The following is a 21,917-nucleotide window of genomic DNA, read 5'->3' on the forward strand; positions in this document are numbered from 1 at the left end:
GACTACTTGTCGGCCTTGGCGATGGCGGCGTCGATCATCGGCTGGTACCGCTTGATGCTGTACGGCACGGTGAGCGGGTTGATCATGGAGGACGCCGTCACGAACGACTGGTCCGTACTGTGCACGAGAGCGCCCTTGTCGACCGCGGGGATGGCCGCGTAGAGGGGCTGCTTCTCGATCTCCTTGCGCGTCTTGTCGTCGGCGTAGAAGGTGAAGACCAGGTCGCTGCCGGACAGTTTGTCGGCGTTCTCCAGACCGATGAGAGCGGAGTCGGTGCCCTCCGTCTCCTTGAAGGTGTCGACCACGGGGTCGACCTTCAGGCCGAGCTTCGAGAGCATCTCGACGCGCTGCTCCTTGGGCTTGAACACGCCGAGGGTGCCGGGGCCCGACGTGTAGATGTAGGAGAAGCTGACGTTCTTGTACTTCGGCCGGGTGGCCGCGGCGTCGGACAGCTGCTTGTCGATCCTGCCGGTGAGGTCCTCGGCCTTCTCCGGCTGCCCGAGCGCCTTGGCGACGATCTCTATCTGCTGGTCCCAGTCGGTGCTCCACGCCTTGTCCGGGTAGGCGACGGTGGGAGCGATGTCCTTGAGGATGTCGTACTGCTTCTGCGTGACGCCCGACCACGGCGCGAGGATCACGTCCGGCTCCAGCTCGGTGATGGCCTCGATGTCGAGTTCCTCACCGCCCTTGAACTGCTTGGGCAGTTCCTTGCCCGACTTCTTCACCGCGTCGTGGACCCAGGGGAGATAGCCGGTCTTGTCACTGCCCCACGCGTAGCTCTCGACGCCGACGGGGACGGTGCCGAGCGCGATGGCGGTCTCGGCCGAACCCTGCCCGAGCGTGACGATCCGCCGGGGCTCGGACTCGATGGTCGCCGAACCGAGCGAGCTCTTGATCGTCACGGGGAACGCCCCGTCTCCCGAGGTCTTTCCGGAGGACTTGTCTTCCTTGTCCGAGCCTCCGCACCCCGCGGCCAGCAGGCAGAGGGAGGCGGCGAGCGCGGCGGCGCCAAGCGTACGACGGTGGGGGCCGGTGAACACTGCGGGCATGACGGGTCCTTCGTTGCGGGCAGGAACGACGACGCCCTGCTGCCGGGCGGGTGGACCGGGCGGGCAAGGTCGTACGTCCAGAGGAATGTTAGGTGAGCCTAACCTACGTTGATCTCCGGGTGGGGCGGTTCGGGATCATTCGCTGCGCTCACCCGCATGTGGGTTCTCCGTCGGCTTCCCGGGTGGTTTTCGCGCCTCCCCCGTGACTCCGACGCGTCGCTGGGGGAGGGCGTAGATGTCCACACGCAACCGAAGTAAGGACTCCCATGCGCATCCGTACCGCTCTAGCCGCCGCCTCCCTGGCCACTGCCGCCCTCCTCGGCGGCGCGGGAGCCGCGGTCGCCGACGACGGTCCCGGCGCCGACGCAGTCGGTGTCGCGGAGAACTCGCCGGGCGTGGTCTCCGGAAACGTGCTCCAGGCCCCGATCGACCTGCCGCTCAACGCCTGCGGAAACAGCGTCGACATCATCGGGCTGCTGAATCCCGCGTTCGGCAACTCCTGCCGCTGACAGGCCGGTTCCGCACGCCGGAGCCGCTACGCCCCTGTGCGGACGTCACGTTCGCACAGGGGTGCCGGGGGCGCGTCCGCTCAGCCAAGACGGATCGGTCGAAAGGGATCAGTCGAGGCAGAACTCGTTGCCCTCGACGTCCTGCATCAGGAGACACGACTCGTAGTCGCCGTCGGCGACGAGCAGCTCCAGGCGTACCGCGCCGAGCGGGATAAGCCGTGCGCACTCGGCCTCGAGCGCGGCGACGCGTTCCTCCCCCACGAGCCCGGTGGCGACCCGCACGTCGAGGTGCAGCCGGTTCTTGACGACCTTGCCTTCGGGGACGCGCTGGAAGAACAGCCGCGGACCCACGCCCGTGGGATCGACGCAGGCCGCTGAACCCCGGTGCTCGGGCTTCAGCGTGCGATCGAAATCGCTCCACGTGGCGAACCCCTCGGGCGGCGGCGGTATGACGTACCCCAGCACCTCGCACCAGAAGCGAGCGACGCGCGCGGGTTCCGCGCAGTCGAAGGTGACTTGGACCTGCTTGATCGATGTCATCGGCTCACCCTAGTGGTGCGTGAAGCGCTGGCCCGCGGCGATCTCGTCGGCGATCACCGACCAGAGGGTTTCGTCGTCCTGGAAGGGCAGCGGGTCGATGCCGCTCGTCTCCTGGCGGACACGCTCGACCTCGTGCTCCAGGCGCTCGAAGTCGGCTTCCTCGTCGTCCTCCCCGCCGAAGGTGAACTCCTCCAGCAGGCGCTGGAATTGGAGGGTGACCTGGATGAGGGAGGAGACGTCCGCGTGGAGTTCCCGCGCGGTCTCCTCGTCGGCGTCGAAGGCGTACACCTTGCCGGAACCGGGGTCGAGGGCGAGATGGGCGTTGAGCAGCCAGCCGATGACGGGCCATGCGCCCGCGTCCTGGGGGGCGTCCTCGAAGTCCTCGGTGTCGACGACGTCCTGGACCAGGGGCAGTCGGCCGGATTCCTCGTCGGGCTCGCGCAGCGAGAGCGTCCCGGTCGGGACGCCGACGGTCCCCAGGAGGCGGGCGCCCCCGGTGTCCGAGGCGGCGGGCGGGAAGGCGGTGGCGGGCAGGGTCGCGAGCCGGTCCTCGCCGAAGAGGGCGGCCGGCTTGCTGTGGGTGACGTGGAAAAGCACGGGGGAAGGGTGCCACATCTCTCCAAGTCGGTTGCGTCCGCGAGGACGGCGGTCAGAGCATGGGGCATGGACTACGCCGCCCAGTTCCGCCGTGAGACCCGGGCGTTCGAGATCGCGGTGCGCCGGGCAGCGGAGGAGTCCGCGAGCGACGGGGTGCCGCTGGTGCCGTCGTGCCCCGGGTGGTCGGTCACCGACCTGATGTTCCACCTGGGCTCGGTGCACCGGCAGACGATGCGGGTGATCACCGAGGGGCTGCGCGAACCGCCGCGTGGCTTCGACCCCGCCGCCCGCCGCCCGCCCGCCGTCGGCGCGGGCTGGCCGGACCCCGAACGGGCCCCGAACCGGGGCCCGTTGCCCTCGGCGCTCGTGGACTGGTTCACCGAGGGGGCCACCGCGTTGGCCGAGCTGTTCGCCGTACGGGATCCCGCCGAGCCGGTGTGGTCCTGGTCGAGGGAGCAGACGGTCGGGTTCTGGCAGCGGACGGGGACCATCGAGGCGGCCGTGCACCGCTGGGACGCCGAGCACGCCATCGGTGCCGCCCGCCCGATCGAACGGCACCTGGCGGCGGAGGCCGTCACTCACACCTTCGAGGTCATGGCACCCGCCCGTCGTGCCTGGCGCACGGCCCCCGCCGGGCAGGGCGAGCGGCTGCGGTTCAAACAGGCGGACGGGTTCCGCATCTGGGTCGTCCAGACGGATCCCGAGGAGGTCCTGCTCAACCAGGGCAGCGGCTGCTGCGAGGTCGAGCTGACGGCCACAGCATCGGACTTGGCGCTCTTCCTGTGGCACCGGATCCCCACCGACGGCCTGGGGGTACGCGGCGACGTCTCGCTCCTGGACCGGTACTTCAAACTGGTGCCGCCCCTTTAGCGGTGCACCCCTCTAGCGGTGCACCCCTCAAGCAGCGGCAGACCTTCAACGGAAAGCGGCGACGTTGCGGGCCACCCAGTCGCCGAAGGGGCGCGGGGCGTGGCCGATGACGCGCTCCACGTCCGGGCTGATCCGCAGCTCGTCGGGGTTCGGGGCGGCGATGATGTCCAGCGTGTCGTCGGCGAGTTCGGCGGGAACGGCCTGGACCATCCCGGCCTTGGCCTCGTCGCGGGTGAGTTCGTGGAACCGTATCGGCGAGCCGAGCGCCTCGGCGATGACCTCCGCCTGCTGACGCGGTGTGATCACCTCGGGGCCGGTCAGCTCGTACACCGCGCCGCTGTGCAGCTCGTCGACGAGGCAGGCCGCGGCGACCTCGGCGATGTCCGCGGGATCGACGACCGGCACCCCGACGTCACCGAACGGCGCCGCGGCGGTCCCTCGCCTGCGGACGGACTCCGCCCAGGCGAAGGCGTTGGAGGCGAAGCCGCCCGGTCGCAGCAGGACCCAGTCCATGCCGGATGCGCGCAACGCGTCCTCCACCGCACGCATCGCGACCCGCGACGCGCCGAGCGGCCTGGTCGCCACGCCCTGCGAGGACAGCAGGACGACCCGACGGACCCCGCGGGCCGCGGCAAGGTCGATGATGTCGGTCGGCTTGGCCCCGGGGGAGTGGAGGTCGCCGGAGAGCAGGAGGAACAGCGCCTTCGCCCCGTCCAACGCGGTTGCCAGACTCGACGGTTCGGCCAGGTCGGCCGTCACGTGCCGCACGCCGTCCGGCACTGTCGCCGCGTGCCGCGACACCGCTGTCACCTGCTCGCCCGCCTCGACCAGGGCCTGCGTCAAAGGGCGGCCTATGTTCCCGGTAGCTCCGGTCACCACGATCATGTTCTGCTCCTAGTTGGTTGTGCGCTACGGGAGGTGACGCTAGGAGGGGGGGCTTACTTTCCGTAAGGACATACCCAGAGGTAAGCTCCCGACATGGATGAAGGCGCGCAGTTGACGCAGGGTGAGGCGGGCACCGGGTATGAGGTGTTTCACACCGACTGCCCGGCGCGCGACGTGGTCGACCACGTGACCAGCAAGTGGGGCATCTGGGTCCTGATCGCCTTGCGGAGCAACGACCTTCGGTTCTACGAACTGCGCGACAGCATCCGGGGCATCAGCGAGAAGATGCTCGCTCAGACCCTGCGCGCGCTGGTGGAGGACGGCCTGGTCTGGCGCGAGGTCGAGCCGACGACACCGCCCCAAGTCACGTACGGACTGACCGAGTTCGGTCAGCACCTGGGCGAGCCGGTGACGGAGCTGTTCGACCGGATCACGGAGCGGCTGTCCCGCTCGTCGGCCTAGGCACAGGGCGTACAACCGAGGGCTGACGGCGGCGTGGTGATTGTCCTCCGCGGGCGGATGCGGCGCGGGAGCGCCGGGTGACAGCGTTCCTGTCATGCGTACGGGCGGTGGCAGAAGACGCCGGTGCGTGGCAGCGGGCCCGTCGGTGAAGGTCAGGTCGGTCGGGCCCGGTTTCGTCCAGGAGACCCGGGAGACACCGTGACGTTCACACCGTTCGAGAGTCGGAGAGGTTTCGGGCGCCGTCGGCTGCTGACGGCCGCGCTGGCGGCGGGAGCGGCCGTGCCGCTCGGTCTCGCCGGGCCCGCACGCTCGGCCACCGGTGACCCGGCCCCGGCGCGCCTCACGCTGCCCCGTCCCACGGGACCGCACCCGGTGGGCACCGTGGCGTTGCGGCTGCGCGGCGCGGTGGGTCCCGGCGGGCGGCGCAGGGACCTGATGACGAGCCTCTGGTATCCCGCCCGGGACGTCGAGCGGTACCCGCGGGCGCCGTGGATGACCGAGGGCGCACTGCGGGAGCTGCTCGCCGCCTCGGGGTTCGCCCCCGATGTCGTACGGTCCCGCTCACCGCCGGTCACCAGGGAGCCCCGGCGCGGCGGAGCGACCGGGGGCTGCCCGTCGTGGTGTTCTCGCACGGGGCGCACAGCCACCGCGCGGACCACACGGTGATCGTGCAGGAACTGGCCAGCCGGGGCTACGCGGTGGTGACGGTGGACCACACCTACGACGCGTTCACCGAGTTTCCCGACGGCCGCGTCCTCGTCCCGTCCAGGGACCCGCAGCACGCGATGGGGCCTGCGGACTTCGCCGCGGACATCCGCTTCGTCCTGGACCGCGTCGAGGACCTCGCCGAGGGGCGCGGTCCAGGCAGCGAAGGACCGCCGCTGCCCGAGCACCTTGCCGGTGCGCTCGACACCCGGCGCATCGGCGTGTTCGGCTGGTCGAAGGGCGGGACGGCGACCGCCCACGTCATGGCCGCCGATCCGCGGGTGCGGGCCGGGCTGAGCCTCGACGCCCCGATGGAACCCCTCGTCTCCGGCGACCTCGACCGGCCCTTCATGATGATGACCGCCACGTTCCCCCGGCAGGACGATCCCCATGTCGCCGCGTTCTGGGAGCGGTTGCGCGGCTGGCGGCTGGACATCAGGGCCCAGGGAGCCGTCCACTCCTCGTACGGCGACAACCAGGTGCTCATCCCCCAACTGGCGAAGTTGGTGGGAATGAGCGACGAGGAGCTGGGCGACTGGATCGGCACGCTGGATCCGGATCGTGCCGTACGCATCCAGCAGGCGTACCCGTCGGCGTTCTTCGACCTGCACCTGCGCCACCGAAGGGGGCGCCTGCTCGAAGGGCCGTCGCGGCGGTTCCCTGAGGTGGCGTTCCTCGGGAGCTCGTGACCGCGTCAGGGTCGCCTCCTGCTGAGTGGCCGGTTCTCAGCCGAGCAGCAACTCGCGGGTGCGGGCGAGGAGGTCGTACTGCCCCTGGCTACCCGGCGGCCCCTGTTCACCTGACTCCTGTTCACCGGTCATCGAAGCCAAGTTGACCCAACTGGACTCCGCGGACGACCACCGATGATAGGCCCGTGACCAGGCGTTTAGACTGCGACGCGGACCAACGTCGTGGCGAACGCGCCGCGACCGAACATTCTTTGGGGGAATTCCACGTGCGTATCCGTACGGGGGCGGCTTCCGCTGCCCTGGCCACTCTGCTCGCCGTCGGTGCGGCCGTCCCGGCCCATGCCGCGGGCTCCGACACGCAGCAGTACCGCAGCGTCGCCTCCGCGACGTCCAGCCGTGCCGGCTCCGGCGTCGGCGCGTTTCAGACCCTGGGCGACAACGTCCACTTCTCGCACACGGTGCGGGGACACATCAACGCCCACGGCTGGTGGAAGAACCTGAGCGGCCCGGCGAGGGGCGTCAAGGCCAAGGTGACGGTGTGGCTCCAGGTCAAGCGCGGGGGTGAGTGGAAGACCCTCACCAAGGAGGCGAAGAACGTCTACTCGGGCGGCGGCAGCGGCAAGCGCACGGCGGCCGCGTACAAGTGCACCTACAACGTGGGCGTGCACGAGTTCCGCAGCGTCATCGACGTCGACCTGATCGGCTACCCGGACGACAGCCACAAGAAGATCACCGCGACGCAGAAGCTCGGCTGCGGTTTGTGACCAGGGGCTGGTCACGGGCTGACCAGGGGCTGATCAAGGGCCCGATGAAGGACTGAGGCGGTGCCGGAGCGTGATGCTCCGGCACCGCCTGCTTTGTGCCCAGCGGGCCGCGCCGCATGCCTAACAACTTCAAAAAACTAGCGATACCGAAAAGCTAACTGTTAGTGCTACGGTCATCGGCATGAAGAAAGTGAGCTTCGCCGAGTTCGGCGGCCCCGACGTCCTGCACCTGATAGCTGCCGAGGAGCCCCACGCGGGCCCGGGCCGGATACGTATCGCCGTACGGGCGGCGGGCGTGAACCCCGTCGACTGGAGGATCCGCGAAGGCCAGTTCCGCGAGGTCCGCCCGCTCGACCTGCCCGCCGGGGTCGGCCTGGACGCCGCCGGAGTGGTGGACGAGGTCGGCGAGGGAGTCGAAGGGGTCGAGGTCGGCGACCGGGTGTTCGGCGAAGGAGTCGACACCTACGCCGAGTTGGCGGTCCTTTCGGCGTGGGCCCGGATGCCGGAGGGGCTGACGTTCGAGGAGGCGGCGGGGTACCCCTCGGTGGTGGAGACCGCGCTGCGCGTCATCCGTGAGAGCGGCGTGCGGCCCGGGCAGACGCTGCTGGTCAGCGGCGCGTCCGGGGGAGTGGGTTCGGCGGTCCTGCAGATCGCCCGTGACCGTGGCATCACGGTGATCGGCGTGGCCGGTGCCGCGAACCTGGAGTATCTGCGGGACCTGGGCGCCCTCGCCACCACGTACGGCGACGGCTGGGTGGAGCGGGTGCGCGCACTGGGCACCGTGGACGCCGCGCTCGATCTGGCCGGTTCGGGCGTGATCCGTGAACTGGTCGAGCTGACAGGAGATCCGCGGAGGGTGATCTCCATCGCCGATCTGGGGGCGCCGGACCTGGGCGTTCGGTTCTCCGGCGTGGCGGGCAGCGTGCCGGACGCGCTCGCCGAGGCCGTCGACCTCATCGCGCGGGGCAAGCTCCACATCCCGGTCGAGAAGTCGTACGCGCTCGCCGACGCGGCGGCGGCACACGTGGACAGCCAGGCCGGTCACACACGGGGGCGGCGGGTCATCGTCATCTGAACGGCCGTCTCCTGCCCGGCTGTACGGCCCGGCAGGCCGCCTTCCACGCGGCGGCCTGCCGGACCCGGCCGATACGTGTGCGACACAGAAGGACACAAGGAGCCCCATGCACACTCCTGTCACCATCATCGGCGCCGGACTCGGCGGCCTCGTCCTGGCCCGCGTCCTGCACCTCCACGGCATCCCGGTCACGGTCTACGAGGCGGACGCCTCCGTGACGACGCGTTCGCAGGGCGGGATGCTCGACATCCATGAAGACAACGGTCAACTCGCGCTCAAAGACGCTGACGTGATGGACGAGTTCCGGGTCCTCATCCTGGAGGGCCGCCAAGCGATACGGCTCATGGACCGCGACGGAACCGTCCTGTTCGAGAAGGCCGACGACGGCACGGGCGCGAGCCCCGAGGTGCAGCGCGGCGAACTCCGGCAGATCCTGCTCGACGCGCTCCCCGAGGGCACCGTCCGATGGGGCCACAAGGTCACCGGCGTCCGTGCCCTCACCGACGGCCGCCACGAGGTGACCTTCGCCGACGGCCATGCCGTCGACACGCGCCTCCTGGTCGGCGCGGACGGCGCATGGTCACGTGTCCGACCGCTGCTCTCCGACGCCACACCCGCGTACGTCGGCCGGTCCTTCGTCGAGACCCACCTGCTCGACGCCGACACCCGCCACCCGGCCACCGCGAAAGCGGTCGGCGGCGGGACGCTCGTCGCTTTCGACCCGGACGGGAACGGGAAGTGGCTCGTGGCCCACCGGGAAAGGGGCGGGGCCCTCCACGCCTACATCACCCTGGCCGAGCCGCGGAGTTGGTTCGACACCATCGATTTCACCGATGCCGACGCGGCCACCGCGCGGATCGCGGCGGAGTACGACGGCTGGGCACCCGAACTCACCGCCCTGATCACCGAGGGCAGCACGACTCCGGTCCTGCGCCCCCTTCACGCACTGCCGGTCGGGCACCGGTGGGACCGGGTGCCGGGGGTGACGCTTCTCGGCGACGCCGCCCACCTCTCGACGCCCAACGGTGCAGGCGCGGGCCTGGCCATGCTGGACGGTGCCGAACTCGGCAAGGCCATCGCCGCCCACCCCGGCGACGTCGAGACGGCCCTCGCCGCGTACGAGCGAGAGCTGTTCCCCCGCAGCGCCGATGCGGCCGCCGCGGTCGCGCACCACCCCACGCCCCAGGAAATGATGGCCTTCTTCACCGGCCGAGAATCGCTGACGTGACCGCCACCGCCGTCGAGGAGGGCCCGCCCCTGCTCGACGGCGGCTTCATGGTCCTACTTCAGGTGACGGTCGTAGAACCGGCCCCCGTCCTCCACCTCGAACCACGGGGTACCGACGTGTCCGCCCAGATTGGCGTGCAGCGTCTTCTCCTTGCTGCCGAAGGCGTCGAACAGGTCAAGGGCCCGCTGCCGGGGGTTCCCTTCGTCGTCCCACTGCAACAGGAGCAGCAGCGGAACGGTGACCTGCCGGGCCTCCTCGCGCTGGGCGCGGGGTACGAAGCCACCGGCGAAGAAGCCGGCGGCCGCGATGCGCGGATCGACCGCCGCGAGGTGGATGCCGAGGGCGGTCCACCCCGAGTACCCGACAGGGCCGCCGATCTCGGGCAGCGTGAGGAGGGCGTCCAGGGTGGTCCGCCACTCCGGGACCGCCTTCTCGACCAGGGGGCCGATGAGCGACTCGAAGATCTCGTCGACCGGCTCACCGGCCTGCATCGCCCGGCGGAGCTCGGCGCGGACCTGTTCGTCGGCGGCGGAACGGGGCCGGTCACCGCATCCGGCGGCGTCGATGGTGGCCACCGCGTAGCCGTACGACGCGGTGTGCCGGGCCCGGGCCACCAGCCGGGGCTGCGCCTTGGGCAGTCCGTTGTTGTGGGCCATCAGGATCAGCGGGGTCGGTGCGGCGGATTCAGGCGTCCACAGGGTGCCGGGGATCTCGCCGAGGGTGAACTCGCGCTCGAGGATGCCGTCGTCGAGGCGTTGTTCGGAAGTGAATTGCATGATCGTGCCTTTCGGGAGTGCACAGGAACGGCGCTCCCGGACGACCTGTCTATCGTCCGACCGTGACCCCGGAGGAGAGCACCCACGTCGATACGTTCACGGGTACCACCTCCTCTTCTCTCGCACGGCCTCCAGGAAAGTAGCAGCAGGCGCGAAGGCCCGCCAACGAATTTCTCGACGCCATACTCCGAGCCCCCGGCGCCTACCCTGCGGCCCGCCGCCGGACCCGAGAAGGCGCCGCATTATGTTGGCCGGATGCAGCCACAGCAGGACCACCCCGCCCCGCCCCCACCCACCGCCCCGACGGCGACCGCGCGATCACGCGGCCGAACCGCGACCGCGGCCGTGTGGCTGGCCGTTGGCCTCGTCATCGGGGGCGGGGGAGTCGGCGCGGCGTGGGCGCTGAACGGCGACGGTACGACGTCGGAGAGCGGGACGGCGGCTGCCGACGCGCACGCCGCGTGCGAGGCGCTCGACGGATTCGACGAGTCGCGGTACACGGAGAAGGGCCCGACCGGCGAGATCGCGGTGAACCGGTACGCCGCGGCGGGAGCCTTCTCGGCGTCGGCCGCCGCGGGCGACGAGCGGTACGAGCCGCTCGCCCAGGCGATCCGCCGCTCGCAGGAGCGCCACGCCAGGGTCTTCGACTTCGACGCCGCCGCGAAACGGGACTTGGACAAGGCCCGCGGGATCTGCCGGGACCTGTAGCCCGCCCTCGCCGACGAGAGCTGAGGCGACACGCCGATGAGAGCCGAGGCGACAGGGGAACTACCGATCAAACCCGGTGGCGTTCTAATCTCTTGACGGAGCGAAGCTCGGCCGTGTTGCTACCGACCGCTGCTCCTCTCCCGGGCTCCTGGACCCGAGCCTGCACACATTCGTGTCGTCCGAGACCCGTTGGGGCCGCATCGCCGACTGTGCGGCCCCAACCGCCGCCCTCCTGTGCGCCCGGCTCGGAACTCCCGCTCCCGGCCGACGGCGGAGGGCAACCCGCGCGCGGGTCACGGGGGAGCCGTGCCCCACGCGCACCCGACGGCCGTCATCACGCGTGTGGTGACGGCCGTCCCCATCCCGGGGTCACACCTTCAGAACCGGGTACGACCCCTGTCGCGACGCTACCGCCGACGGGTGGCCGCGCCCTCGCCCTTGACGGAATGTGCCACGAATCTATGCCCGCACATTGCCCTCGACCCCCTCCGCGCATGCGAGTGTCGTGGTCTCTTTTAATGATCACCGGCCTGTGACCAGGGCCTTTCAATCGGGGGATGAGTTGCTTGGGCGCGATTGTCTTCAACCTGACGACCGCCGCACTGATGGTGCTGATGTTCAAGAGCGGCATGCTCCTGATCGGTGACGGTGACGTCCGTGAGCGGCCGGTTCCCTACGCGGCCCTCGCGCTCGCGGCCGTCGCTGTCGGCGCGGTGGTGCTCCAGCTGAGCTGGTCGGGGGCGATGGACACGTTGGACGGCGACCCGCACGAACCCGGCTGGTGGCGCGTGGTGACCTCGGTGTTCATGCAGAACGGCGGGGTGTTCGGGACCGTCTGGAACATCGCCACCCTCGCGGTGATCGCCGCGCTGGCGCAATGGTTCTGGGGCGGGCCGCTGATGCTCGCGCTGTTCGCGGGCGGCATTCTGCTGCCGCAGCGGATCGACGCGCTCTTCGGCGAGAGCGCCCCGAGCACGGACCCGCGCAACTTCGCGGGAAGCTCCGGCGCGACGTACTTCCTCGCCGCGACGCTCGCGGCGGGGCTCGTGCTGTCGAGCACCGATCCCAAGGCGCGCCTCATGGCGGTGGGCGTGCCGGTGGCCGGGCTCACGATGTGGCTGGCCCAGGAGAACGGCCACGGCCTGGTGGCCTGCTACGGCTTCGTACTCGGCGCCGTCGTTCTGCCGCTGGCCCGCCGCTCCCCGCGCGCCCTGCTGCCCACGCTCGCCGCTCGAAGCGAGAGGTCATGAGCAGGCTCAACCGGACGGCGTGACCGGGGACCAGGCGCCCATCCACTGCTGAGCGCCCCACGCCTCGTACCGCCGCACCTCGGTGAACCCCAGTTTCGCCGCGAGACGCATCGAGCGGTGGTTGGCGGTCTGGGTGCAGAGCACCACCGGCTCGCCTGGCCGTGCGTCGGCGAACCAGGCGAGCGCCGCCGCGCACGCCTCGACGGCGTAGCCGTGTCCCCATGCCGTCGGCAGGAGCAGGTAGCCGAGTTCGGCCTCTCCGGCATCCGGGCGCACCTGACTGCGACGTTCCGCGTCGCGTCGGTTGAGTTCGACGGTGCCGATCATCGCGCCGTCGAGCTCGATCACGAAGAGGCCGGGCCGCCTCCCGGGCGTCTCGGGCAACGCGCGCTCGCACTCGTCGCGAGGCCGCGGGCCGCCCAGGTAGGTGCCCACTTCCGGCGATGCGAACAGCTCCACGAACGCCGCTCGGTCCCGGGCCTCGGACGCGCGGAGCACGAGGCGTTCGGTCCTTATCGGGGCGGGCGGCCAGGCGACTTGACCGGGTTCAGCCATGGCGGGGAACTTAGCGCACGTCAGGCGCGGCGTGCGGCCCAGACCGTGCGTTCGGTGCGTACGGCCAGGTCCTCGCGGCGCAGGATGCTGCGCGGACCGTCGATGTCGAGGAGTTCGTCGAGCGCGGCCAGGTCCTCGGCGCCGAGCGTCTCCGCGGCTGTGCCGCGGATGCGCTGCAGGCTGCCGCGGGCGTAGCGGCCGATCGCCTCGCTGCGGTCGCCTTCGATGTTCACGACGACGCTGCGCTCGTCCTCGACGAGGAATCCGGCGGCGGACAGCATCGGCCCCCAGTCGGCGCCGCGGTGCGGCACGTGCTCGGCGTGGAAGCTCTCGGTCGCGGCATGGCAGCGCTCCTCCAGGCCCGGCCGGTCCTCGGGGGCGTCCGCGGGCAGGAAGCGGGGGAAGCCGTCCAGTTCGACGACGGCGAACAGGCCGCCGGGCGCGAGCATGTCGTGGACACCGCGCAGGGCCAGGTCGGGCCGGGCCATGTGGTGCATCGACGCCGAGGCCCACACCAGGTCGGGTGTACCGAGATCGGGCCACACGGAGTCGTCGAGGTCGGCCTGCACGGTGCGCACGCGTTCTCCCACCCCACGGGCGCACGCCTTCTCGCGCAGGTCCTTGAGATGGCTCGCCGAGGTGTCGACCGCGGTGATCCGCGCCTCGGGAAAGCGGTCGAGGAGGGCGAACGTGCCCGCTCCCGTGCCGCAGCCCAGATCCACGATCTGGCGGGGCGTGGTCTTCAGCGGGAGCCAGGCGGTGATGGACGCGATGTGCTCGGCGAGCACCTCGGCGTCCAGGTCGAGGATCTCCGCCTGGGCGCTGTCCTGGTGGTCGGCGCCGTGGTGGGGCGTGTGCTGGTGCGCTTGGGTCATGCCGCCACCTTAAGCAGGGCATGCGCCATGGGCATCAAGCCTTGCGTCCTACGCAAGAAGATGGCTCGGTACGCTGCCCGTCACGCAAGATCCGGCACCTGTCGGGCCGGAAGCCCCGGACCGCCCTGATCGTCGTGGTCGACGGCTTCCCGCTGGTGACCGCGGCGGGCGTCCCGGTCGAAGATCCCGATGATCTCGCACGGGCCGCCCTCGGAACCGATGGCGTGCGGCATCATCGTGGGGAACTCGGCGGCCTGGTGGGTCTCGATGCGGAAACGACGGTGGCCGAGCATGAGGATGGCGGTGCCCGACAGGACCACGAGCCATTCGCGGCCGGGGTGGGCCCGCATGCGCGCGGGATTGTCGGGTGGCGGTTCGGTCATCCGCTGACGCATGACGCTCATGCCGGGGTCGCTCTTGATGGGCCAGCGCATCAGGCCGTGAGCGCCGTCGATCGTCGGGCTGATGACGACATCGTCGGCGGCGTTCTCCACGAGCTGGTCCAAAGTGGTGTCCAGGGCGCGTGCGAGCGTGACGAGCTGGTCAAGGGCGAGCCGCCGACGGCCGTTCTCGATGCGGCTCAGTGAGGACTGGCTGAGGTGGGCGCGCGCGGCCAGCTCTTCGAGGGACCAGCCCTGCGCGACCCGCAGCGCGCGGATCCGTTTGCGTACGAGACCGTCCAGCTGCCCGTCGTCTTGCGTCATGGGCAACAGAGTAGGCCCTGGGCGCAAACCGCAACGCCGGGCTCCCGTCCGCCGTGTGGCACGGGCTGGGCGGCCCGATCCGGGCCGCCCAGCGTGATCCTGCCTCCCGGCCGACCTCAGTCGACGGGAGCCACCCGGATCAGGTTGCCGTCGGGGTCCGCGACGACGAACGTACGCCCGAAGACCGCGTCGCTCGGCTCGCTGACCACGCGGACCCCCTTCGCCACCCACTTCTCGAAGAGGCGGTCGATCACGTCGGGCCCCCCGTCGAGGGTGAGGCAGACCTCGCTCGTGCGGGGCACCTCCGGGGTCAGGCTGCCGTCGAACGCCCCGCTCCAGACGGCGAGGTCCGCGCCGTCGCCGAGATCGAAGGCGAGGTACTCCGGGGTGTCGAAGCTGGGCTCGCGCTCGAGCAGGTCCCCGTAGAAACGGGCGGCCGCGCGGGCGTCGTTGACGTAGACGATGAACACAATCGGGGCTGGCATCGCGCACTCCTTGGGTCGGTCTTTCCGAACACCTGGAGCGTGCCTGTTAATCATGACGGATCCCGTCACGATTTCTGAGATCCTCGGTTCCGTGACCCCGGATCGCTTCTTCTCGCTCCTGCTGGCGCTGCAGTCCCGGGAGACCATGACGACCGTCGATCTCGCCGAGCAGGTCGGGGTCTCCGTCCGTACGGTCCTCCGGGATCTGCGGTGGCTGGAGGAGGCGGGCTTCCCGTTGCTGATCAAGCGCGGGCGCCTCGGCGGAGTGACGCTTCTCCCCGGCGGTGTGCTCGACACGTCACGGCTCACTCCGGACGAACGGGACCACCTCGCCCTCCACGGCCTCGACGACGCTCAACGCGAACAACTGGGGGCCACGGCCGACACCCGGCGCGCGGACCTGAAGGTGCGATCGGGGCTGCGCCCGTCGAGCACCGGTGCACTGCCCCTGAGCGCGGTCGTCACCACCGACAACAGACCGTGGTTCTTCCGGGACGCCGCGGGCATGCCGCCCGCGGCGCTGGTCGGTGACCTCCGGCGCGGAGTCCGGCTGCGCATCTCCTACCGACGCTCGGAGGAGACCGAGGCCGCCTGGCGGGTCGTGGACCCCTACGGCCTGCTGGCCAAGGCCGGGAGGTGGTACCTCGTGGCGGACGTGGAGGGCCGCCCCCGGCTCCACGCGCTGGAACGCCTCATCGGCTGGGAGCCGATGAGGGCAGCCCGCCGGTTGCGTCCCGACGCGACCCTGGACGGCGTCGCGGCGGAACTGACGGCCCGCTGGGAGAACCCGGAAACCTTCCGGATCCATGCCGAACTCGACGCGGACCGCCTCGGCCTGGCACGGCGCGTCCTCGGCCGCAGACTGGCGGTCCAGGACACTGAAAGCGCGCGCGGTGGGCGCGTGGCCATCACGGTCACCGGCCGCGACGTGGAAGACGTACGCCTGCTCCTGCAGTTCGGCGCGAGCGTCACCGTGACCGGTCCCGAGGAAGCCCGGGAGCACATCCGGCGACTGGCCGCGCAGATCCTGGAGACCAACTCCTAGCGGACGACGGGCTCTTGTGCGTCGCCCGGGGCGCTGGCCCGTCCCCCCCCGCCTCTGAAGGTGATCTTCGGGCCGTAGATTGGGCATGCGAGGCGACCCCCTGGAAAGGGGCATGAAGCGGAATGATCGTCGACTTACAGGCCCCGGTCCGAAGGCGTGCCGCCCGGCTGGTCGGGCGGGCCCCCGCAGGTGCGCGGCCGTATCTGGAGTTGCTGCGGCTGGACCGGCCCGTGGGGGCCTGGCTGTTGGTGGTGCCCGGCTGGATCGCGCTGGCGGCGTTCGCCGGGCCTCGGGACGGGGGCCTTTTCGGGGTGCTGCTCCTGGTGTACGGGGTGCTGTCGCGAGGGGCCGCCTGTGGGCTCAACGACGTGCTGGACGCGCGGTTCGACGCGCAGGTGCCGCGTACGGCGGGGCGGCCCGTCGCCTCCGGGCGGCTGACGGCAGGGCGGGCGCTGGTGCTGTCCGTCGTGGTGGGGGCCGCGGCTCCGTTGGTGATGGCTTTCTGGAGCGTGGAGGCCGTGGTGTGGGCGGCGGCGGGGGCGCCCCTCGCGGCGGTGTATCCGTTGATGAAGCGGGTCACTCCGTGGCCACACGTGTGGCTGGGGTTCACCATCAACTGGACGGTGCCCCTGGTGTACGTCCTGCTCACAGGAAGGATTGGGCTCGCGGGCGGGGTGCTGTACGGGGCGATGATCTGCTGGTCCGTGGGGACGGACGTGATCTACGCCTGCCAGGACCGGGAGGCCGATGTGCGGGCCGGGGTGCGGTCGGCCGCCGTGCTCCTGGGAAGGCGCAGCCGGGTGTTGGTGGGAGGCGCGTACGCGGGGTGCCTGGTGCTGCTCGCCTGGTTCGGGGCCGTGGCCGGGCTCGGGCCGCTGTACTGGCCCGGACTGTGCGTTGTCGCGGGGCAGTTGGGCTGGCAGGTGTGGCGGGCCGACCCTGCCGACGTCGCGGCCTGCGGGCGGGCGTTCGCCACCAACCCGCTGTGCGGACTCCTTGTCCTCGTGGCCGTGCTCGCCGGGCGGGTCGGTACTCTCGGCTGAGGGCGACACGGAGCGTGGAGGCGCTGGTGGGACTGCGGGAACGGATCGCGGCGGAACTCACGGCGACCATGCACGGCGGTGATCTCAAGCTGGAGCGGTACGCGGGGCCGCCCGGCGATCCCGGACTGTTCGGCATCGCGCCGGGGGACCCGGTGTGGCGGGTGCACGGGCACGCCACCGGGATGCTCACCGGCGGGTTCGCCGCGCTCATGCTCCAGTCGCTGCATCCGCTGGCCATGGCGGGCGTCGACCAGCACTCCGATTTCCGCGCCGATCCGGTCGGGCGGCTGAACGGAACCGTACGGTTCATCACCACGACCACGTTCGGCTCCGCAGCTGCCGCTCGCGAGGTGATCGACCTCATCCGGCGGATCCACACCCGGGTGCACGGGACCGCCCCTGACGGCAGGCCGTACCGCGCGGACGACCCCGACCTGCTCACCTGGGTGCACACCGCGGAGGTGCGCAGCTTCCTCGCCGGTCACCAGACCTACGCTCCCCGGGCGCTCCGGCTGACGCCCGCCGAGTGTGACGCCTACTACCGTCAAGTCGCCCCTGTCGCCGAGGCGTTGGGCGCACGGGACGTACCCCGCACGTCCCGCGAAGTCGAGCGCTACCTGAACCGTGCCCGCCCCCAACTCCACGCCACCGCAGCCGCGTTGGACTCCGTGCTGTTCCTCCGCCGCTTCGGACGAACCCGCCGGGAGCGGCTGGTCGCGGGCCTGCTCACGAGCGCCTCGGTCGGACTCCTCCCCGACTGGGCCCGCACCGAACTCGGCATCCACCGCCCGGCCTTCGTCCGCTCCGGCTGGGACCGCCCCCTGGCGACGGCCGTGGGACGCACCCTCCAGTGGGGGCTCGGCCCCTCCCAGATCCAGGCGGCCGCACGGGGACGTCTTGCGGGGGTGGGGCAGGGCTGACGCCGGAGTCTTCGGGACGTCCGACAGCCGCAAGCTCCCCCGCGGAGCGGGACACGTGGCTCGTGTACTTCGCCGATCGCGGGTACGCGGACATCGCGCGGCGCCCTCTGCCGTTCGCCACCCCGGAGATCTTCGACGTCGAGGACCACGATGGCGTCCTGGTGACGCACGAACGTGAGCTCCCCGTACGGGACGTCGACGCGCTGCTCGCGGTTCTGCGCGCCCTGGCCCCCGTGCCCGGCACCGACGCCATGCGGCAGTTGACCGTGCGGGGCGACGACGGTCCGCTGTGGCGTGATCACGACTGTTTCCGCGACGCGCTCGCGGCCCACGTGCCGGACTTCGAGGCGGGGGTCGCGCGCACGCGAAAGGCACTGCGGTCGCTCCCTGATGCCCCGGTGGCGGCGATCCACGGTGACCTCGCCCCGCCCAACATCCACGTCGACGCCGAGGGCCGCCCCGTCGCGGTGCTCGACCTCGGCTTCTGCACGACAGTGGGCGACCCGGCCTTCGCCTGAAGCAGGCGCCCGCCGTCATCCCCCAGCTCCGTACGCCGCGTTGTCGGTGGCCTGTCGTCGGTTGTCGGCGCCGTGTCGGTCCCGTGTCGGTGGGGGCTGGCACCTTTCGAGAGGTCCGGCCGGGTGGCCACCCGGCGGTGACTTCGGGAAAGGGGATGTCTCATGCACGACGTAGTGATCGTGGGCGCGGGCCCTGTCGGTCTCTTCCTCGCCTGCGAGCTCGGCCTCGCGGGCTGTTCCGTGCTGGTCCTGGAGAAGGAGTCGGAGCAGGAATCGCCGTGGCGCGAGGAACCGCTCGGCACGCGCGGCCTGTTCGGCCACTCGGTCGGGGCGTTCTACCGCCGGGGGCTGCTGGACGAACTGGTGTCAGCGTGCTTCGTCCTCGACGGACGTGGCGTCCGCGTCGACGCCGACGAGCCGTCACGGCCGCGTCTGGTGGGCCACTTCGCCGGGATGATGCTCGATGCGGACAAGATCGACACGGCCGCCCTGCCCTTCCGGCTGCCCAACCCGGCCGAGGGCCTGATGATGATCAGCCTCCAGGCGCTCGAGTCACTGCTGTCCGAGCGCGCGGCCAAACTGGGCGTCGACATCCGGCGCGGCGTCACCGTGGACGCGGTCACGCAGGACGAGGACCACGTGGTCGTGTCCGCGGGACAGATCGGTTTCGAGGCGCGTTGGGCCGTCGGCTGTGACGGTGGACGGAGCACGGTGCGAAGCCTGACCGGTTTCGCATTCACGGGCACCGAACCGCAGTTCACCGGGTACACCGTGATCGGCACCTTCGACGACCCGGAGAAGCTGCGCCCCGGGATCACTCTGACGCCGACGGGCATGTACGTCCGGATGGCCGCCGAGGGGCACATCGCCATGATGGACTTCGACGGCGGCGCGTTCGACCGCTCGCTGCCGCCGTCCCGCGACCACCTCCAGGCGGTGCTGCGCCGCGTGTCGGGGACCGACGTCACCCTGAGCGACGTCCGGCTCGTCTCCACCTTCACCGACCGGGCCAAGCAGGCGACGACGTACCGGCAGGGCCGCGTCCTCCTCGCGGGCGACGCCGCTCACATCCACTCGCCGCTCGGCGGCCAGGGCCTGAACACCGGTATCGGCGACGCCGTGAACCTGGGCTGGAAACTCGCGGCGACCGTGCGGGGGCACGCCCCGGACGGGCTCCTCGACACGTACGGCAAGGAGCGCCACCCGATCGGTGCCCGGGTGCTCGACTGGTCGCGCGCCCAGGTGTCGATCATGAAGCCGGACCGGCACTCCCAGGCGATCCAGGGCGTGGTCCGTGACCTGCTCGGCACCCGGGACGGGACGACGTACGTCTTCGAGAGGCTGTCAGGCGCGTCGATCCGCTACCCCCTCGGCGGCGCGCACCCGTTGACGGGCCGCGACGCCCCCGAATTCCGCCTCGGTGACGGAACGTACCTCGGCGAGCTGATGCGGGACGGACGCGGCGTCGTCCTCGACTTCAGTGCCGACCAACGGCTGAGCGGACCGGCGGCGGGCTGGGGGAGCCGACTCCGTCATGTGGCAGGGGCGCCCGAGGACGACCTCGGGCTGGGGGCCGTACTGGTCCGCCCGGACGGCACCGTCGCGTGGGCCGACGGCCCCGACTTCGCGGTGGACGCGTTCGAACGGGAGGTCTCCCGCTGGTTCGGCCGCCCGCGAGCGTGAGCGGTCGATCCTGTTACCCGGCTATGACAGAACGATCTTGACATGGGCCATCTGCACACAATTAGGTTCAGAGGGCAACGAGTTCACACTGTAAGCCCGGCGTTCCCCAGCGCCGGAGAGAGGGGTGCCCATGGGCTCCCACGCCCGACACGCCCGCCCCAACCGGATGCACCGCACCGGTGCCCGGATCGCGACGGTCGCACTGGTCGGGGCCGTCCTGCCGATCACTGCCGGGGGTCTCGCCCAGGCGGCGACCACCCAGGCCCCGCACTCCGTCGATGTCGACGAGACCGGCCGACAGGCCGCTCCGCGGCACGGCGAGGCCACGGCTCCCGTCGGGCAGGGGCAGGGGCAGGGGCAGAGGCAGGATCAGGGGCAAGGCGCGCCGGACGTGGAGGACCGGACCGACCCCGTCGTCAAGGCCGACCACGCCTTCCTGCTCGACACCCGCGACGGGAGCCAGGAGCGGGAGTTGTGGGCCGGGGCCAAGGCGGACGAGGCCGTGTCGATGGCCAGCACGACCAAGATCATGACCGCCTTGGTGGTGCTGAGACACCCGGAGTCCCTCGACCGGCAGATCACGGTGAAGCAGGAGTACCGGGATTACGTCGCGAGGGTCGGTGCCAGTACCGCCGACCTCCAGACCGGCGACAAGCTGACCGTCAGGCAACTGCTCCACGCCGCGCTGATCCCGTCGGGGGCGGACGCCGCGAGGGCCCTCGCCGACAACTTCGGCAAGGGGGGCACCGAGGAAGCGCGGATCGCCGACTTCGTGGACCAGATGAACGCCGAGGCGCAGCAACTCGGCCTGACCAACACACACTTCGACTCCGTGGACGGCATCTCGAACGGCGCCAACCACAGCACCGCCCGCGACATGGCCAAGCTCGGCCAGCGCGCGATGCTGCAGCCGGTGTTCGCGGACGTCGTCAAGCGGCAGCAGTTCAAGACCGAGGCCCCGGCCGCCAATGGCCGTACCCGGTACTACACCTGGAACAACACCAACGAACTGTTGAGCAAGTACGAAGGCGCCCTCGGCATCAAGACCGGCAGTGGCCCGGAGGCCGGTTACTCCTTCGTCTTCGCCGCCAAGCGCGACAACCGCACCCTGGTCGGCGCGGTCCTCGGGACCGACAAGACCCGCTTCGAGGACGCCACCAAGATCCTCGACTGGGGTTTCGCGCACTGAGCGACCGGCGCCGCAGGAACTGAGCGCGTACGCACGTGAACACCGGGCCCCGGCCCGCCCGCACCTCGTCATCGCGGGCGGGCCGGGGCTCTCCGTCGTGGTGGCGTCGTACGTGTCTAGAGGCGGCAGCTGATCTCCATCCCGTCCTCCACGGGGAACGTGACGCTCTGGTAGCCGTTCCCGGGGTCGCGGACGTAGTCGAGGTAGGGCGCGAGGTCTTCGAGGTCGACGTCGTCGGCGACGACGAGGGTGCCGGGTGCGAGGCCCGGTTCGAGGATGCGCAGGACGGGCAGGCACAGGTCCTTCCAGCCGTCGAGGAGGACGAAGTCCGCGGGCTCGGCGACCGCGGCGAGGGTGTCGCGGGCGTCTCCTTCGAGGACGGTGATCAGGTCGTCGAGCCCCGTCTCGGTGAACGTCCGGCGGGCCGCCGCGGCCTTGGCGGTGCTCAGTTCCGTACTGATCACCCGCCCCGTCCCGTTGTCGCGCACCGCGGCGGCGAGATGGAGCGTGGAGATGCCGAAGGACGTGCCGAACTCGACGACGGTGGCGGGGCGGGCGGCCCGGACCAGGTTGTAGAGGAGGCGGCCGCCCTGTGCGGAGATCGGCATGTACACCTCCGCCTTGGCGTCGGCCTGCTCCTGCGGGTCGTGGGGCGCGAATCCCTGGGGTCGCGCCTCCCGGATCCGCCTGCTGGTCGCCTCGTCCTGCTCGGCATGCCGGAACATCCGGTCGAGGGCGGAAGCGACGCGGGGGTCTTCGAGGGTGTTGGTGGGTGCCATGGAGCCAGGCTAGA

The 21,917-nt window shown here is 70.9% G+C and carries 26 protein-coding genes; 16 read left to right on the forward strand and 10 right to left on the reverse strand.

Annotation, left to right across the window (positions count from 1 at the left end; genetic code table 11):
• Positions 1-2 precede the first annotated feature (2 nt).
• Positions 3-1,049: an iron-siderophore ABC transporter substrate-binding protein gene (locus KY5_RS37910; RefSeq protein WP_098246448.1), complete on the reverse strand. Its 1,047-nt coding sequence runs from the start codon at positions 1,047-1,049 to the stop codon at positions 3-5.
• A 266-nt stretch (positions 1,050-1,315) separates the two neighbouring features.
• On the opposite strand from KY5_RS37910, the gene KY5_RS37915 reads away from it, so the two are divergent.
• Positions 1,316-1,558: a chaplin gene (locus KY5_RS37915; protein WP_098246449.1), complete on the forward strand. Its 243-nt coding sequence runs from the start codon at positions 1,316-1,318 to the stop codon at positions 1,556-1,558.
• 108 nt (positions 1,559-1,666) lie between these two features.
• On the opposite strand, the gene KY5_RS37920 is transcribed toward KY5_RS37915, so the two are convergent.
• Together KY5_RS37920 and KY5_RS37925 are read right to left on the reverse strand one after the other, a co-directional pair.
• Positions 1,667-2,098 carry a VOC family protein gene (locus KY5_RS37920; RefSeq protein WP_098246450.1) on the reverse strand — a complete coding sequence of 144 codons (432 nt, stop codon included), beginning with the start codon at positions 2,096-2,098 and terminating at the stop codon, positions 1,667-1,669.
• 9 nt (positions 2,099-2,107) lie between these two features.
• Positions 2,108-2,695: an SUKH-4 family immunity protein gene (locus tag KY5_RS37925; protein ID WP_098247748.1), complete on the reverse strand. Its 588-nt coding sequence runs from the start codon at positions 2,693-2,695 to the stop codon at positions 2,108-2,110.
• A 66-nt stretch (positions 2,696-2,761) separates the two neighbouring features.
• On the opposite strand from KY5_RS37925, the gene KY5_RS37930 reads away from it, so the two are divergent.
• Complete coding sequence (locus KY5_RS37930; RefSeq protein ID WP_098246451.1) at positions 2,762-3,565, forward strand: maleylpyruvate isomerase family mycothiol-dependent enzyme; 804 nt, start codon at positions 2,762-2,764, stop codon at positions 3,563-3,565.
• 45 nt (positions 3,566-3,610) lie between these two features.
• Here KY5_RS37930 and KY5_RS37935 read toward each other — a convergent pair whose 3' ends face one another.
• Positions 3,611-4,450: an NAD(P)H-binding protein gene (locus KY5_RS37935; protein WP_098246452.1), complete on the reverse strand. Its 840-nt coding sequence runs from the start codon at positions 4,448-4,450 to the stop codon at positions 3,611-3,613.
• 93 nt (positions 4,451-4,543) lie between these two features.
• Here KY5_RS37935 and KY5_RS37940 point away from each other — a divergent pair, with 93 nt between their 5' ends.
• The 6 genes from KY5_RS37940 to KY5_RS37960 all read left to right on the forward strand — a co-directional run bounded on the left by KY5_RS37940 (position 4,544) and on the right by KY5_RS37960 (position 9,373).
• On the forward strand, positions 4,544-4,912 hold the full coding sequence (locus KY5_RS37940; RefSeq protein ID WP_098246453.1) for a winged helix-turn-helix transcriptional regulator: 369 nt from the start codon (positions 4,544-4,546) through the stop codon (positions 4,910-4,912).
• A 198-nt stretch (positions 4,913-5,110) separates the two neighbouring features.
• Entirely contained in the window at positions 5,111-5,578 is a 468-nt protein-coding gene (locus tag KY5_RS42845) for a hypothetical protein (protein WP_234363065.1), read from the forward strand.
• A complete protein-coding gene (locus KY5_RS42850; RefSeq protein ID WP_234363066.1) occupies positions 5,530-6,306 on the forward strand; it encodes an alpha/beta hydrolase family protein in 777 nt (258 codons plus the stop codon). Before KY5_RS42845 ends, KY5_RS42850 begins: the two co-directional genes overlap by 49 nt.
• Positions 6,307-6,572: 266 nt before the next feature.
• On the forward strand, positions 6,573-7,070 hold the full coding sequence (locus tag KY5_RS37950) for a hypothetical protein (protein WP_098246454.1): 498 nt from the start codon (positions 6,573-6,575) through the stop codon (positions 7,068-7,070).
• Between the two features lie 181 nt (positions 7,071-7,251).
• Positions 7,252-8,145 carry an NADP-dependent oxidoreductase gene (locus KY5_RS37955; RefSeq protein ID WP_199843423.1) on the forward strand — a complete coding sequence of 298 codons (894 nt, stop codon included), beginning with the start codon at positions 7,252-7,254 and terminating at the stop codon, positions 8,143-8,145.
• A 106-nt stretch (positions 8,146-8,251) separates the two neighbouring features.
• Positions 8,252-9,373, forward strand: a complete 1,122-nt coding sequence (locus KY5_RS37960; protein WP_098246456.1) for an FAD-dependent oxidoreductase — start codon at positions 8,252-8,254, stop codon at positions 9,371-9,373.
• A 53-nt stretch (positions 9,374-9,426) separates the two neighbouring features.
• Here the strand turns inward: KY5_RS37960 and KY5_RS37965 are convergent, their stop codons facing one another.
• Positions 9,427-10,149, reverse strand: a complete 723-nt coding sequence (locus KY5_RS37965) for an alpha/beta hydrolase (protein WP_098246457.1) — start codon at positions 10,147-10,149, stop codon at positions 9,427-9,429.
• Positions 10,150-10,404: 255 nt separating this feature from the next.
• Between KY5_RS37965 and KY5_RS37970 the strand changes: the two genes are divergently transcribed.
• Together KY5_RS37970 and KY5_RS37975 are read left to right on the forward strand one after the other, a co-directional pair.
• Positions 10,405-10,857: a hypothetical protein gene (locus tag KY5_RS37970; RefSeq protein ID WP_159072702.1), complete on the forward strand. Its 453-nt coding sequence runs from the start codon at positions 10,405-10,407 to the stop codon at positions 10,855-10,857.
• Positions 10,858-11,414: 557 nt separating this feature from the next.
• Positions 11,415-12,107, forward strand: a complete 693-nt coding sequence (locus KY5_RS37975; protein WP_098246459.1) for a hypothetical protein — start codon at positions 11,415-11,417, stop codon at positions 12,105-12,107.
• A 6-nt stretch (positions 12,108-12,113) separates the two neighbouring features.
• Here the strand turns inward: KY5_RS37975 and KY5_RS37980 are convergent, their stop codons facing one another.
• The 4 genes from KY5_RS37980 to KY5_RS37995 form a co-directional block, all read right to left on the reverse strand.
• Positions 12,114-12,662 (reverse strand): GNAT family N-acetyltransferase, encoded by a 549-nt coding sequence (locus KY5_RS37980; protein WP_098246460.1) that lies wholly within the window; start codon positions 12,660-12,662, stop codon positions 12,114-12,116.
• A gap of 20 nt (positions 12,663-12,682) precedes the next feature.
• On the reverse strand, positions 12,683-13,537 hold the full coding sequence (locus KY5_RS37985) for a class I SAM-dependent methyltransferase (protein WP_098246461.1): 855 nt from the start codon (positions 13,535-13,537) through the stop codon (positions 12,683-12,685).
• A gap of 80 nt (positions 13,538-13,617) precedes the next feature.
• Positions 13,618-14,241, reverse strand: coding sequence for a helix-turn-helix domain-containing protein (locus KY5_RS37990; protein ID WP_234363067.1), 624 nt, complete (start codon positions 14,239-14,241; stop codon positions 13,618-13,620).
• Between the two features lie 116 nt (positions 14,242-14,357).
• Positions 14,358-14,726 carry a VOC family protein gene (locus KY5_RS37995; protein ID WP_098246462.1) on the reverse strand — a complete coding sequence of 123 codons (369 nt, stop codon included), beginning with the start codon at positions 14,724-14,726 and terminating at the stop codon, positions 14,358-14,360.
• A 91-nt stretch (positions 14,727-14,817) separates the two neighbouring features.
• On the opposite strand from KY5_RS37995, the gene KY5_RS38000 reads away from it, so the two are divergent.
• The 6 genes from KY5_RS38000 (at position 14,818) to KY5_RS38025 (ending at position 21,124) form a co-directional block, all read left to right on the forward strand.
• The gene (locus KY5_RS38000) at positions 14,818-15,771 is read left to right on the forward strand and encodes a helix-turn-helix transcriptional regulator (RefSeq protein WP_098247749.1); all 954 of its coding nucleotides are present in this window, start codon (positions 14,818-14,820) and stop codon (positions 15,769-15,771) included.
• A 122-nt stretch (positions 15,772-15,893) separates the two neighbouring features.
• Positions 15,894-16,814: a 4-hydroxybenzoate octaprenyltransferase gene (locus KY5_RS38005; protein WP_098246463.1), complete on the forward strand. Its 921-nt coding sequence runs from the start codon at positions 15,894-15,896 to the stop codon at positions 16,812-16,814.
• Positions 16,815-16,840: 26 nt separating this feature from the next.
• Positions 16,841-17,734, forward strand: coding sequence for an oxygenase MpaB family protein (locus KY5_RS38010; RefSeq protein WP_234363068.1), 894 nt, complete (start codon positions 16,841-16,843; stop codon positions 17,732-17,734).
• Between the two features lie 62 nt (positions 17,735-17,796).
• Positions 17,797-18,252, forward strand: a complete 456-nt coding sequence (locus KY5_RS38015) for a phosphotransferase (protein ID WP_234363069.1) — start codon at positions 17,797-17,799, stop codon at positions 18,250-18,252.
• 162 nt (positions 18,253-18,414) lie between these two features.
• On the forward strand, positions 18,415-19,935 hold the full coding sequence (locus KY5_RS38020) for an FAD-dependent monooxygenase (RefSeq protein WP_098246464.1): 1,521 nt from the start codon (positions 18,415-18,417) through the stop codon (positions 19,933-19,935).
• A 130-nt stretch (positions 19,936-20,065) separates the two neighbouring features.
• Positions 20,066-21,124 (forward strand): D-alanyl-D-alanine carboxypeptidase family protein, encoded by a 1,059-nt coding sequence (locus tag KY5_RS38025; protein ID WP_098246465.1) that lies wholly within the window; start codon positions 20,066-20,068, stop codon positions 21,122-21,124.
• Positions 21,125-21,240: 116 nt separating this feature from the next.
• Here the strand turns inward: KY5_RS38025 and KY5_RS38030 are convergent, their stop codons facing one another.
• The gene (locus KY5_RS38030) at positions 21,241-21,903 is read right to left on the reverse strand and encodes an O-methyltransferase (protein ID WP_098246466.1); all 663 of its coding nucleotides are present in this window, start codon (positions 21,901-21,903) and stop codon (positions 21,241-21,243) included.
• Between the last annotated feature and the right edge of the window lie 14 nt (positions 21,904-21,917).

This window comes from Streptomyces formicae (genome assembly GCF_002556545.1).
GTDB classification, from domain to species: Bacteria; Actinomycetota; Actinomycetes; order Streptomycetales; family Streptomycetaceae; genus Streptomyces; species Streptomyces formicae_A.